Annotated in this window: 14 protein-coding genes, 1 other RNA gene and 1 pseudogene; 6 read left to right on the top strand and 10 right to left on the bottom strand. The window is 39.8% G+C overall.

Annotated elements, in window-relative coordinates; all coding sequences use genetic code 11:
• Positions 1-41 precede the first annotated feature (41 nt).
• Together CDG59_RS04240 and CDG59_RS04235 are read right to left on the bottom strand one after the other, a co-directional pair.
• Entirely contained in the window at positions 42-446 is a 405-nt protein-coding gene (locus tag CDG59_RS04240; protein WP_034602630.1) for a YraN family protein, read from the bottom strand.
• Positions 447-458: 12 nt separating this feature from the next.
• Positions 459-1,394, bottom strand: a pseudogene (locus CDG59_RS04235) (penicillin-binding protein activator).
• A gap of 16 nt (positions 1,395-1,410) precedes the next feature.
• On the opposite strand from CDG59_RS04235, the gene rsmI reads away from it, so the two are divergent.
• Complete coding sequence (gene rsmI, locus CDG59_RS04230) at positions 1,411-2,253, top strand: 16S rRNA (cytidine(1402)-2'-O)-methyltransferase (RefSeq protein WP_087543811.1); 843 nt, start codon at positions 1,411-1,413, stop codon at positions 2,251-2,253.
• A gap of 66 nt (positions 2,254-2,319) precedes the next feature.
• Here the strand turns inward: rsmI and CDG59_RS04225 are convergent, their stop codons facing one another.
• A complete protein-coding gene (locus CDG59_RS04225) occupies positions 2,320-2,961 on the bottom strand; it encodes a cation transporter (protein ID WP_087543810.1) in 642 nt (213 codons plus the stop codon).
• 61 nt (positions 2,962-3,022) lie between these two features.
• Between CDG59_RS04225 and CDG59_RS04220 the strand changes: the two genes are divergently transcribed.
• Positions 3,023-3,472, top strand: a complete 450-nt coding sequence (locus CDG59_RS04220) for a MerR family transcriptional regulator (RefSeq protein ID WP_087543808.1) — start codon at positions 3,023-3,025, stop codon at positions 3,470-3,472.
• Between the two features lie 23 nt (positions 3,473-3,495).
• Here CDG59_RS04220 and CDG59_RS04215 read toward each other — a convergent pair whose 3' ends face one another.
• From CDG59_RS04215 to CDG59_RS04195, 5 genes are all read right to left on the bottom strand, one after another.
• Positions 3,496-3,744 carry a hypothetical protein gene (locus CDG59_RS04215; RefSeq protein ID WP_087543807.1) on the bottom strand — a complete coding sequence of 83 codons (249 nt, stop codon included), beginning with the start codon at positions 3,742-3,744 and terminating at the stop codon, positions 3,496-3,498.
• Between the two features lie 173 nt (positions 3,745-3,917).
• On the bottom strand, positions 3,918-5,150 hold the full coding sequence (locus CDG59_RS04210) for an FAD-dependent monooxygenase (RefSeq protein ID WP_087543805.1): 1,233 nt from the start codon (positions 5,148-5,150) through the stop codon (positions 3,918-3,920).
• On the bottom strand, positions 5,147-6,358 hold the full coding sequence (ubiH, locus tag CDG59_RS04205) for a 2-octaprenyl-6-methoxyphenyl hydroxylase (RefSeq protein ID WP_087543804.1): 1,212 nt from the start codon (positions 6,356-6,358) through the stop codon (positions 5,147-5,149). The genes CDG59_RS04210 and ubiH overlap by 4 nt, the downstream gene beginning before the upstream one ends.
• 164 nt (positions 6,359-6,522) lie before the next feature.
• Entirely contained in the window at positions 6,523-7,839 is a 1,317-nt protein-coding gene (gene pepP, locus CDG59_RS04200) for a Xaa-Pro aminopeptidase (RefSeq protein ID WP_087543802.1), read from the bottom strand.
• Between the two features lie 67 nt (positions 7,840-7,906).
• A complete protein-coding gene (locus tag CDG59_RS04195; protein ID WP_087543801.1) occupies positions 7,907-8,542 on the bottom strand; it encodes a UPF0149 family protein in 636 nt (211 codons plus the stop codon).
• Positions 8,543-8,608: 66 nt separating this feature from the next.
• Between CDG59_RS04195 and CDG59_RS04190 the strand changes: the two genes are divergently transcribed.
• The 3 genes from CDG59_RS04190 (at position 8,609) to ssrS (ending at position 9,725) form a co-directional block, all read left to right on the top strand.
• A complete protein-coding gene (locus CDG59_RS04190) occupies positions 8,609-9,163 on the top strand; it encodes a hypothetical protein (RefSeq protein WP_087543799.1) in 555 nt (184 codons plus the stop codon).
• A 2-nt stretch (positions 9,164-9,165) separates the two neighbouring features.
• Positions 9,166-9,453 carry a cell division protein ZapA gene (locus CDG59_RS04185; RefSeq protein ID WP_004912439.1) on the top strand — a complete coding sequence of 96 codons (288 nt, stop codon included), beginning with the start codon at positions 9,166-9,168 and terminating at the stop codon, positions 9,451-9,453.
• Positions 9,454-9,543: 90 nt separating this feature from the next.
• A non-coding RNA gene (ssrS, locus tag CDG59_RS04180) (6S RNA) lies at positions 9,544-9,725 on the top strand.
• Between the two features lie 135 nt (positions 9,726-9,860).
• Here ssrS and CDG59_RS04175 read toward each other — a convergent pair.
• Positions 9,861-12,578, bottom strand: coding sequence for a heavy metal translocating P-type ATPase (locus CDG59_RS04175; RefSeq protein ID WP_087543798.1), 2,718 nt, complete (start codon positions 12,576-12,578; stop codon positions 9,861-9,863).
• Between the two features lie 100 nt (positions 12,579-12,678).
• Here CDG59_RS04175 and CDG59_RS04170 point away from each other — a divergent pair, with 100 nt between their 5' ends.
• Positions 12,679-13,059, top strand: a complete 381-nt coding sequence (locus tag CDG59_RS04170) for a MerR family transcriptional regulator (RefSeq protein ID WP_005157854.1) — start codon at positions 12,679-12,681, stop codon at positions 13,057-13,059.
• Between the two features lie 56 nt (positions 13,060-13,115).
• Here the strand turns inward: CDG59_RS04170 and CDG59_RS04165 are convergent, their stop codons facing one another.
• Positions 13,116-13,316, bottom strand: a complete 201-nt coding sequence (locus CDG59_RS04165) for a hypothetical protein (RefSeq protein WP_004663186.1) — start codon at positions 13,314-13,316, stop codon at positions 13,116-13,118.
• Between the last annotated feature and the right edge of the window lie 313 nt (positions 13,317-13,629).

Raw genomic sequence — 13,629 nt, 5'->3', positions numbered from 1 at the left:
TTCAATCTACTGCACTTGTCTTGAAATGACTCAACCGTATCTCAATCCAAAGTAAACGCATGTTTAATCCATTGCTGATCATACTGCAATTTTGAAAAATCTGGTTGTACTGTTTTTGCAAGTTTCTGTGGAAAATCAAAACAGATCACATCAAAACGACAGTCAAAATTGTAATAATTGGGATATCTTTGTAAGAAGAACTGCGCCGTCTTAATAATCTTACGTTGCTGTGAATACGAAATCACTTCACATGCCCCTGCATAACTGCCTGCGGAACGGGCTTTCACCTCCACAAAAACCAGCTCATTTCCACGTTTGACAATCAGGTCAATTTCTCCAAAACGTGAATGGTAGTTTTTATTGACATATTGATACTGCTGGGACTGTAAAAATAGCAATGCCGTCTGTTCTGCCCATTGTCCCAAAAGATGTTTGTGTTGTTCCATTGTGCCCATAGCTTATTTTAAAATTTCAATGCTATTTTTCTGCTGCCTGTAACAATACGGCTGCCTGTAGATTTTACGGTCTTTTAACTCAATTGCACCTGTGCGTCCAACAAAAGAGAACTGCACCTATCCAGTTTGCTCCAAGCACTGTTGACTTATCGTCCAAGCATCTCCTCCAGAAGCTAATAAACGTTGAAATGCCATTGTTTCTGGTTGTTTCTTATAGGCTTCGATTAAATCTGCCCATTGCCCATTATATAGCGCGGGTGTATCACAAAAACTTAAACCAATTGGAATAGATTGTTCCTGCTCAATACTCATCGGTGTGACGTAAATATTCTTTTCGGGTAATGTACCTAATTGTTCCAACCAATGGTGACTCCCTAACAATAATACCCCTTCTTTACTTGATCGTTTTTGTGATACTTCATCAACAAATTCTATTTCTGATGAAAATTGATCCTTTAATGCAGAAAGCAAAAGTTCTGTTGCTGACTCAGTTCCTGTTTCTCGAACGATAAAAAGCTTTTTGATGCGATCTTTTTGAAAACGATGATTTAATGCTGCCGCATCTTGTTGCTTTGCTAGGCTAAATTGCCAAACGTTATCACTTTGAGTATTAACATCATTTAAAGCAAGCACTGGAATTTGAGGATTCATTTGAGTCACCTCTTCAATTTCAGTTCGTAGTAAGGGCCCAACTATCAAATGGACGTTTTGATCTATTTTTTTCTTAAAAATCGTATCGATGCTATTTTTAGTTGAATCTACAAAAATAATTTTTTCTTTACCGCCAGATGCTGTATAAGCACTCAGAAAACCGCTTTTGATGCTTTGACTCGCTCGCGCCATCGCACCCGATTCAGGTAGAATCACAAGTATGTCCGCATATACAGGACTTACAAGCGCTAGCAAACCTAGCAGCAAACAATATTTTTTGTAATACATGAGGGAGTTACCTTTTATGAGTGCTCAATTATTTGTTGTAGCAACCCCGATTGGGCACTTAGATGACATGACCTTTCGTGCGATTGATATTTTAAAGTCTGTATCGGTGGTTGCGGCAGAAGACACTCGTCAATCTGCTCAATTATTTAAACACTATAATATCTCAACACCGTTAACAGCGTGCCATGATCACAATGAAAGTAACAAAATTGATCAACTTATACAAAGAATGTTAAATGGTGAAAGTATTGCGCTGATTAGTGATGCGGGAACACCGTTAATTAGTGACCCTGGATTTAAATTAGTACGCGCAGCACAAGAACATAAGATCCGCGTCATTCCAGTACCAGGTGCCTGTGCTGCAATTGCAGCTTTGAGTGCTGTAGGTTTACCAAGTGATCGCTTTAGTTTTGAAGGTTTCTTACCTTCAAAGGCTTCGCAACGAATTAGCCAACTTGAAAAACTAAAAGATGAGACACAAACACTCATTTTCTATGAAGCGCCACATCGTATTTTAGACAGTATTAAAAATATGGCTGAGGTATTTGGTGAAGATCGTCCTGTGGGTTTTGCCCGTGAAATTACCAAGACCTTTGAAACCATCAAAAAAATGACCTTAAAAGAATTGGTCACGTTTATTGAAAATGATCACAACCAGGAAAAAGGTGAAATTGTGGTTGTGGTGGGTGGTGCATCTGCGGAAAAAGATGTGGAGCAGGATAAACTGGACGAGTTGTTAAAGCGCTTATTACAGGATTTATCGGTCAAAGCTGCTTCCCAACTGGCTGCTGATTTAACGGGTATAAAAAAGAAAGTTGCTTATCAACGGGCTCTGGAACTCACCCAACAAGATCAATAAAACCTAAGGGGGGGGATTAAAAAAATCTCCCCTTATCATCTCAATATGAAATAACAATAATATGTTTTAAGCTTTAGTCATGATATTCGCTTGATCTCGTTTTCTTTCCATTCTCGCCTGCTTAATCACAGCCAAACCAGAAGAAACACCTAAATACGCAATGATAAAAGCCACCAATAAATCAGGGAACATGCTACCTGTTCCAAACACACCGACAGCAGCAATAATCACGGCGATATTGGCAATTGCATCATTGCGGCTACATAACCATACCGAACGCATATTGGCATCGCCATCACGGAATGCGTAAAGCATCAACGCAACAACCACATTAACCACAAGCGCAAGTACACCAATTGCCCCCATCACCATTGGTTCAGGCGTTATTCCAAGCCACCATGTCCAAATCACTTTAACAATGACGAAAATACCAAATGCGGCCATAGTCATTCCTTTCAGTAAAGCTGCGGTTGCTCGCCAATACAGGGTCATGGAGAGCACAGCCAATGAGATGGCATAGTTAGCGGCATCACCTGCAAAATCTAGCGCATCTGCCCACAATGACACAGATCGTGCTTGTGATCCTCCAATAATCTCTACGAAGAACATCAATGCATTTAGAAAGAGCGCAATCCACAAAGCCTTTCTAAACTTTGGACTAATTTTTTGTGTTGGCGAACACGTTGTGTTGCATCCACATCCTGCCATGACTTTTCTCTAAGAATCTTTTATAGTGATTAAAAACCCTTGAGTAGCTCTAGAGTCAAGCATAATGAATTTTACAATTGGGCAATTATCTAAAAAGTCAGGTGTTTCAATAGATACCATTCGTTATTATGAAAAGATTGGATTACTTGAAAAAGCAAAACGTACAGCAGGAAATTATCGACATTATTCTGAAGAGATACTTTCAGAACTTTTATTTTTAAAACATTGCCGCGAATTGGGCATAACCCTGCAAGATATTCAAAAGCTTAAGGATCTAGCCCAAGATCCGAATCAAACCTGCATGGAGGTCGATCATCTGATTGATCAATATCTTGCCGAGGTTTCACAGAAGATTAAAAATCTGGAACATCTCAAACAAGATCTAAGCCATTTAAAACAACAATGTTCACAACATCGTACCATTGAACAATGTGGCATTTTAAAAGAGTTACACCAACCACTTGAGTGCGAACATGAGTCACACCAACATAAAAAAGCACCACAACCGTGATGCTTTCTTATGTCAATTCAGACTTAATCTTGATGCTCACCTGGCGGAACTTCAGTAATGCGTCCACCACGTGCAAGAAATGCAGCTAATTCGTCTTCTAAAGCTTGGCGTTGTTTCTGCTTAGCAGTGACAGTCAATGTTTCTGCTTCTGCAAGATCTGCATCATTGGCACTTGATTCTTCATTATCAGCGCCACTTTCTGCAGCTTTCGCTTCTTCATCGTCTACCGCAGAATCTTCAGTGTTTTCGTCGTAATCATTCATTTCCGTCATATTACTCTCCCCACAATGACTAAACTCTCATCATCGTTATTTGGTCATCAGAACTTGATGAAATTTAACAAGCTCTTTTCATTTATCAAAGCAAAATATTCATTAAATTGTGCTTTTTATAACCAAATTCACTCTGATTTATAAATGATTGTTTAAAAAATATCTACTGTTTTTTAGCAAGCATAACGAGTGTGCTGTAAAGCCCCTAATCCATTCGCTTGTCGCATAAAGCGATCTTTAAACCAATCGAATTGTTCAACTTGTTTTAGACCAAAGTTCCGTGCCCAAACAAACGGAAATAATTCTGAACTTTCCAACCAACCAATCGCGGACATACTGTGCATCATGGCATCATTCTGACCTTTACGTTGGTGTTCATAACGCAATAAAGTTTGCTCATTGGCCCACACACCACGTTTTAAATCGTGCAGTAGAACATCACACAATACAGCAGCATCCAGACAGCCAATATTTACACCTTGACCAGCCAAAGGATGAATCACATGTGCTGCATCGCCGATCAAGGCTAAACCAGATTTAATATAACGCTGCGCTGCGCGAGCTTTTAGTGGAAACTGTGCTCTAGAACGAACCGCAACTACTTCTCCCAACATTTGCAGACTTTCTTGCGTCAATAGTTGCATAAACGCTTGATCGCTGAGTGCTGAATATTCATCGGCATAATCATCGGGTAAAGTCCAGACAATCGACTGCCAATAGCCGTTCTCTTGTGCATCCAAACTCGCCATTGGTAAATATGCCAGTGGACCTGTCGGTAGGAAAATTTGACGAGCCACATATTGATTAGGTTGTGTGGTTTTAATCGCGCAACTGATGGCAGCCTGTTTGTAATCCAGTACATCTAAATCGATATAGGCTTGCTCACGAACAAAAGAGTTCGCACCATCTGCACCAATCAGCAACTTGGTTTTTAGTGCTGTGCCATCCGCCAATTGAATTGACCAACCTTGTGGAATCTGCTCAATCCGAATCACTTTGACTTGAGTGTGATAGTCTTTAAGCTGCTGCAACATTTTCTGTTGAATCGCAACATTCAAGACACTTGGCTCAACCATCGAACCCAAAGCCTGATCTGATTGAGGTTGCTGTTCAGATGCATGGCCAAAATTAATTTCACCATAGCCATTTTTATTCCAGACTTGCATGCCTGAATAGGGCATTTGACGTGCTAAACCATTCCAAACATCAACTGTTTTAAGTAAGTGAATCGTCGCCTCACTCAGTGCCAATACTCGAGGATTCATGACTGCCAATGTCTTTTCTTGATCTAGCACAGGTGCAGCATCCAATACCGTCGCTTGCACCCCACCTTGGGCTAGCAATAAAGCGGTTAGACCACCGACTAAGCCACCGCCAACAATCACAACATCTAACAGCTCACTCATGCTTTTAATCCCATCGCATAGTTAGCAACCAAAGGTTTAACACCCGGAATCACATCAAATGCAATCAGTCCAGTATTACGTAATAACTTGAGAATTGGATTTTGATTACTAAAACCACGTACCACTGAATCACAGAACTTAATCACCCTTTGCTGATCAGTTAAGCGTGCTTGTTCATAAGCCAATAAATTATCAGGATTGCCAATATCATCTGACTTCGCCAATTGCTCCATCAAGAAACGAACCAACACATCTGCATCACGTAGACATAGGTTAAAACCTTGCCCTGCAACTGGATGGATGGTATGTGCGGCATTACCCATCAACACCACACGCCCAACGGCTTGCTTATTTGCCAAAACCTGAGCCAATGGATAGCTAAAACGTTTACCTGTTTTTTCAAACTTACCTGCACGATCACCATAGGTTTCCTGTAAAGCATCCAAGAAATGCTGATCATTTTCTTCACCCAACCATTCTGCTTCAGTGCCTTTCTTCACAGGCCAAACCACTGAACGGCGGTATTCACCCGGTAACGGCAACAGTGCTAACGGCCCCAACGCACTAAAGCGCTCAAAACCGACTTGTTGATGTGGTTTAGAGGTTTGTACGGTGGTGACGATGGCGACTTGATCATAATCATGTTCATCGACACCTACCCCAATGGCTTGGCGACAAAATGAATCACGACCATCAGCAGCAATCACCAACTTGGATTTTAAGGAATGGATATATTCACCATTGCGCATGGCTTCAATCTGGACTTGATCTGCATCTTGTGTGAGTGAGGTGACTTGCACACCATCAATCAACTCAATCAAAGGCTGTTGACGAACTTGGGTCAGCAACACACGACCCAACCAAGCATTTTCAATTACTTGTCCAAAGCTTTCTACTTTTTCTTGTTCTGCCACTAAGCGAGCCTTTCCAAAGCTGCCTTGCTCGGTGATATGCACTTGTAGAATTGGCGTGGCATGTTGCTGTAAAGCTTCCCACAAACCCAATTTTTGATAAATCTGTACGCTGCGGCGTGACAATGCGGTGTTACGCGCATCAAAGCTAGAATGATAAGGGGAAGCGTTCTCGTCATCGTAATTTGGATATTTCACAGCTTCTAATAACTTTACTGCGATATTAGATTTTGCCAACATTAAGGCAAGGCTGAGTCCAACCATACCCCCACCGACAATGATGACTTGTTGCTGCATAATATTATTCCTTATCAGTTTTTCATGACTTGATGTTTGGAGACTATCTTACTCTAACTTAAATCAGCAATGGAATTTGTACTTTGTTTGGTCTGTGTTTTATTTTAATTCGACAAATAAAAAAGGCTTATCCTAGAATAAACCTTTAGATCAATATTTCTGACTTAACTAGTCATTAATTGCTCAATTTCTTCAACAGTTTTCACTACATTTTTCGTCAAAACCAATGGACCACTTTCAGTCACAACAATATCATCCTCGATACGAATGCCGATACCCCGCCATTTTGCATCAACTGTTTCATCATCGGGTGCAACATATAAACCAGGTTCAACAGTGACAACCATACCTGCTTCATAAGCACGCCAATCTTCGCCAGTCTTGTACGCACCGACATCATGCACGTCCATACCGAGCCAATGACCTGTACCATGCATAAAGAATTGACGGAATGCTTCACTTTCAACCAACTCATCTACATTACCGTTAAGTAAGCCAAGATCAACCAAACCTTGAGTTAAAATCTTGACAGCCACTTCATGTGGATATTTATAGTGATTGCCAATACGAGTTGCATCAATGGCAGCCAATTGAGCATCTAAAACAATATTATAAAGTGCTTTCTGTTCAGGACTAAATTTGCCATTTACAGGGAAAGTCCGCGTAATATCCGATGCATAAAACTCATATTCACATGCTGCATCAATCAAGACCAAATCGCCATCGTTTAATGGCTTGTTATTTTCAACATAATGCAAGATACAAGCATTTTCACCACCACCGACAATGCTGTTATAAGCAGGTACACAACCATTTTTACCAAAGATATAATTGAGTTCTGCTTCAAGTGCATACTCCATCATATTCGGTTTAACGGTTTGCATGGCACGGGTATGCGCCTCTGCACTGATATTAGATGCGATCTGCATCAATTCAATTTCTTTTGCTGATTTTTTCAAGCGCATTTCATCAACAATACGGTCTAACTGAACCACTTCAGCGGGTGCAGCGCCACCACGACGTTGTTGTGCATCTGCCTTTTGAATCCATTGGCTGACACGTGCATCAAATTCCGCATTTTGGCCAATACGATAGTAAAGACGCTGTTTATTTAACAACTTGTCGATAATTTCTTCATCGAGCAGATCAATTGCATACGCTTCATCTGCATCATAGATTTCAATCGCACCATCAATCCCAGCACGATAGCCATTCCAGATTTCCATTTCACGATTACGTTCACGGCAGAACAAGCTATAGCTATATTCCTCACCTTCTTCAAAAGTTTCAATGATTGCAACAGCTTCTGGCTCGGCGAATCCAGTCAGATAATAAAAACTACTGTCTGCACGATATTTATAATCCGCATCGCGATTACGATACATTTCTGGACGTGTCGCAATAATAGCAACACTATTTGCACCCATTTTCTGAGCTAAATGATCACGGCGTTGTTTAAAATCAGCTTGAGTTAGTTTCATATTATCCTACAGCTTGAAAGTCCCTCTAAAAAGTAAGAGGGATTTATTAGGGAGATTTAATACCGCATTAGCTCGGACGATGTGGGGTAAACATTTCTACAACCGTTTGCGGATCTGCTGCCTGATTGTCGTGATTTCTGCTTTTGGCATGAAAATTCTGTAACAAAGAACTTTCAGCCACAGCAATCTTTTTACGACCAATCGACAAGCTTACAGGAATCAGGCGTACAAACTCATACAATTCCTGATAGCTTTCTTCGCCTTCTTCATCATTATCAGAGTCTTCAAACTCAACTGCTGCAACATCTTGTAAATGTTCAATCAGCTCTTGTTCTTCACCACGAATATGACCTGAAGCCAAACCAAAACCGAGGACTACGCCTGCGCACCAATCAGCTAAAGCTTGCACACGATCTACAAGCAAATGGCTATCATCTGGAAGCATAGGCAAATAATCTAATTCATCATCTGACAAAGCATGAGAAACATCTTCTGCTTCATCCGTTAAACTTTCGAGTGCTTCTGGCTGTAAAGCAGGCACATTCAGGGTGTTTAAAATTTGTGACCATTCATCGGTGGTTGGCGCTTGTGTGACACAAACTATACCTGTGAGCAAACCATGTAACTCACTTGGACTTGAAATTTCTTCAATCCCATCAAAATGGGCATTCCACTCCGTCCAACCTGAAATATCGTCTTGCATTCGTTTATCCAATCTCTATACTGCTGTATATATTACCTTTGATTGCAACTCTGTGCGACCTTCGTTATGTTAGAACAATTACAGCGTCTACAAGCGCATATTGGTGTTTTAAAAACACGCTTACATCATTTAGAGCGAGAGAATACTTCGCTTACTGAGGCTAAACAACTCGCTGAAACTGATCATCATGCACAAGTTGTGCAGAAAAATAGCATCATCACGCAAAAGCAGGAAGAAGTTGATAACTTAACTGAACAATTGTCTCAGTTACAAGATCAATTTAAACAACTGAATACCGATGCAACAACTTTAGCGGAACGTTATAGCCGTTTAGAGAAAAGCACCACTGATTTAAAAAACCGCTTCCAAGAGATTTTAGCTGAGCGTAATGACTTACGTGTAAATAAAGAGAAGTTACAAGCACAGCAACGTCATAGTCAGCAGGAAATTCAGGACTTGCAGCGGGACCGTGATCGTTTGCTACAAAAAAATGAGTTGGCAAAATCTAAAGTTGAGGCGATTATCCAGCGTCTGGCTGTTCTTGGTACAGCACAGGATCAACATGCACAAGAGATTCAGCAACTTGCCCACCCAAATGCTGAAACACAAGAGGAGACCTGATCATGAGTGAACAAGTGACAGTAGAACTTCGTTTAATTGAACAGACTTTTCGCTTAAATACCACTGAAGACAAACGTGAAGAATTAGAGCGTGCAGCTGAACTACTGAATCAAAAGTTTCAGGATATGCGACGTAATGCTCCTCGTGTAGAACACAATAAATTAGTCATTATGGTTGCCTTACAGATGGCACAAGATGTCTTTAGTTTGAATAAATCTTTGCAGGAATATGCTCACTGTGAGCGCCTACTTCAAACCATCTTGGAAGATGTCGAACAAACTGTTGAGTAAAATTGCACAAAGCCCCATCAATTAGTAAGTATCTTTACAGATATGTGATCCGCAAGGATTGTCATCGTGTAAAGATCAGTTATACTAAAACTGTCTCTAGGGTGTTCGCCAGTACGTCTAGTCCCCTGCCGATACTTAAATTTATGGATGTGTCCTGTACATTTTGAGTGTATGCCTGCCTCGAGTAGGAAACCCAGTAAGTGTACGTCACCTCCACCTTGAACTCATCGGGTTCAGGGTAACGACCATGCAGCGGCATCTCTGGAGCAATTTTTTTAATTATAAAAATAATGATTTCACCTCAAGTATTTTTTAATAAACTATCATTTTGATGATGTCAGTTGGGTCAAAATAAAGCCTCTACTCTCAACCTATGAGAATAGAGGCTTTATTTTCTAATAAATGAATTATGATTTATTCAAACGTAAAGCATTCACCACAACAGAGAGCGAGCTTAATGACATTGCTACAGCAGCAAACATTGGTGTGAGCAATAATCCTGTTAGTGGATAAAATAAACCTGCTGCAACAGGAACACCTAATCCATTATAAACAAAAGAGAATGCAAGATTTTGCTTCATATTTTTTACCCCTAATTTTGCCATATGAACTGCTTGTGCAACCTCTTGAATGTCCCCTTTAACTAAAGTCACTTGCGCTGTTTGCTTGGCAATATCTGTTCCTGTTCCCATCGCAATACCAACATTCGCCTGCGCCAGTGCTGGTGCATCGTTGATACCGTCCCCAGCCATTGCCACAATTTTTCCCTGAGCTTGTGCTTGTTTCACAATTTCAAGTTTTTGCTTAGGATCAAGATTGGCATAGACTGTTTTAATACCTAAAGCATCTGCAACCATATTTGCATTTTTCTGATGATCACCAGTTGCCATAATTACTTCAATTCCATCAGCATGTAGTTGATCAATCAAAGTTTTGGCATTTTGTTTGATTGCATCATGAATCGAAATATAGGCAATCACTTCTTGTTCGGACATCAAAAAACTAAACACATCGCCTTGTGCACGTTTTTGATCCAACTCATGGATTAAATCAGCATCTAAGGTCAACGCCAACTGTTCAATAAGCTTCTGACTACCAATATACAGGGTCTGGTGATCAATGTTTCCTTTCACACCAAAGCCTGCGACATCTTCAAAATCAGAAACATTGAGCAATTGATTTGGATCAACCAGTTTAGTTAATGTCTGTGCAATTGGATGTGTCGAATATTGTTCAATCGATGCAATCCATAACTCAATTTGTGTCTGGCTATACGCTTCAGATAAAGACCGAATCTCTTTTAAACTTGGCTTACCCTCGGTCAATGTTCCTGTTTTATCAATAATCAAAGTATTGACCTTGCTTAAGGCTTCAATTGCTTCTGCATCTTTAAACAGCACACCTTTTTGAGCTGCTCGACCCGTGGTTGCCATCACTGACATTGGCGTTGCCAAGCCAAGAGCACATGGACAAGCAATAATCAAAACAGCGACTGCACACATTAAAGCCAAATCAAACTGTGCTTTCCCAAATACCATCCACGCAATAAAAGTCAGCACACTGATACTGAGTACGGCGATCACAAAATATTTTGCAACCACATCTGCAATTCGTTGCAATGGTGCTTTGGAGCGTTGCGCATCAGCGACAGTTTGGATCATTTTGGCTAATGTCGTGTTCGCACCCACAGCAGTTGTTTGGATTCGAATAGCGCCTTGTTGATTAATTGTCCCGCCAATCACTCGGTCATCTTTTCCCTTTTTCACAGGAACAGGCTCACCTGTCATCATGGATTCATCAACATAGGTCTTTCCATCAACGACTAGACCATCTAATGGAATTTGCTCACCCGATGATATTTGCAAAATATCACCTTGTTTGACCATCGCTATATCTACTTCAACAACTTGATCATGCTGCACAAGTTTCGCTTTAGCAGGTTGTAAACGGAGTAAAGCTTTTAATGAATTTGCTGTTTGTGAACGTGCTTTTAGTTCTAAAATTTGACCCAGTAAGCTCAACGAAACAATCATACATGCTGCTTCAAAATACACAGCAACACCATGCCCTGTTTTCGCTTCAATAGGGATTAATGATGGAAAAATCGTGGCAATAACACTATAAATAAATGCTGCAAGTACCCCAACACCAATCAAACTCCACATATTCAGATGTCCTGTTTTATAGGACACCCAACAACGCTGTAAAATGGGATAACCCGCCCATAGCACCACAGGCAAACTTAAAAGAAGTTCAATCCACGGCTGAACATGTGGCGAAATAAAGGCATGAATATGTGAACCCATGGCCAAGATCATCACCAACAAACTCAAAGGTAATGTAGTCCAAAAACGTCGACTAAAATCTACTAACTCAGGATTTGGTCCATCATCCAAAGTGGGTTGCATCGGCTCAAGTGCCATCCCACAAATTGGGCAAGTTCCTGGCCCTTTTTGTACAATTTCAGGATCCATTGGACAGGTATAATCCATATCCATTGCCTCCTCAGGTACAGGACGCTGATCGACTGGAATTAGATAAAATTCAGGATCATTTTTAAATTTATATAAACAAGATGAATTACAGAAATAATAGGTTTTACCTTGATAATCTGTTTTTAAATCTGTCGTGATTTTGACTGACATACCACAAACAGGATCAATCTCTGTATCAACTAAATTGCTTTCACTTGAATGATCATGCTTTCCACCACAACAAGAAGAAGATTTTTTAGCTTCATCTTGAATAGATGGTACTTCTGGTTTAGGGCCACAACATGAACTTAGTTTTTGCTTCGTTGGCTTAGGCTTACAACAAGAAGATGTTTGAGCTAATTCAATAGACAGCTCTGATTCACTTTCACAACATGAACCTGCTTTTTGTTGAGGCTGCTTAGCACAGCAAGATGATGTCAATTTTAGATCTTGATCTGATTTTAAATAATTTTCAGGCTTTGAGCTGAATTTCTGTTGGCAACCTGCTGAACAGAATAAATAGCGGATACCTAGATAATCAAAATAGTACTGCGAATTTTCAGCGACTGTCATACCACAAACTGGATCAATATATTCGTACACAAGCGGTACTTCATTTTTAGAACAGCATGAAGATGGTTGTTGAGTCATGACGACACCTATCTTTTCTTTCTCGATAGGACTAGGATAAAGTCTGTACCTAGGTACAGAGTCAAGTGCTTTTTCACTATCCCAACAAAGGTATGAGAAAATGAACCTTACAATCGGAAAATTAGCAAAATCCTGTCACGTTAATGTCGAAACCATTCGTTATTATCAACGTATAGGCTTAATGCGAATACCTGAAAGCACTCAAAGCTACCGATATTACAATCAGCAAGACTTAGAGACCTTGAGCTTTATTCAGAAAGCGAAGGATGCTGGATTACAACTGAATGAAATTAAAGAATTGCTCACATTGAATTTAGAAGATCGCATCCAAGTCAGACATGTTATTGAACAACGATTGAGCAAGATCGATCAAAGAATTCAGGAACTTATGGGTCTTAAGCAAAGACTTTCCACATGGTTAGACGAGTGTAAAACGACAGAAAATGAATGTTGCCCAATATTGATGGAACTCAAACAATAAATTCCATCAATCAATCTAGACAGTTGAATCAATACTCATCAAAAAGGTACATAACATTAGATAAATGACCAAATCACATTTTCATCCTTCTGTTTCAATAAGAAACTGGTTTGGTAATCATCGGCGACGATGAGATGCTGATTAGAGATCATCATTACTTTCAACAGCGTATCATTGTGATAAACCAAATCATTTTTACCTTCTTTAGTTAAGATAAGCATTTGATCTAAGACAATTACATTTTTTGAATCAAACATACTTTTTCCCTCTAAACATTACCCTATGGTCTTTTCAATATTTTTATAAAGTGACACAGTGAATATCGTAACGAATGAAATAAAACACCCCATTCATTCATAGCGCTAAAATATTCCTTTTAATTGTTTAAATATGTGAAATAACCAAGTATTTGCAATTTTCACAACAAGATTATAGAGCACTTTTTACGCAATTTGTGATATTTTTGCCATATAAAACCAAAATTTGTTATTTTATTCTTATTTTTGACAGCACACTGATTAAGTCTAGTTCTACAGCTGTGTGATTACTTTGAATTGTCAGAATCCAGAA

It is taken from the genome of Acinetobacter sp. WCHA29 (assembly GCF_002165335.1).
Classification (GTDB): Bacteria; Pseudomonadota; Gammaproteobacteria; order Pseudomonadales; family Moraxellaceae; genus Acinetobacter.
This window is presented reverse-complemented; position numbering and strand designations above follow the sequence as displayed.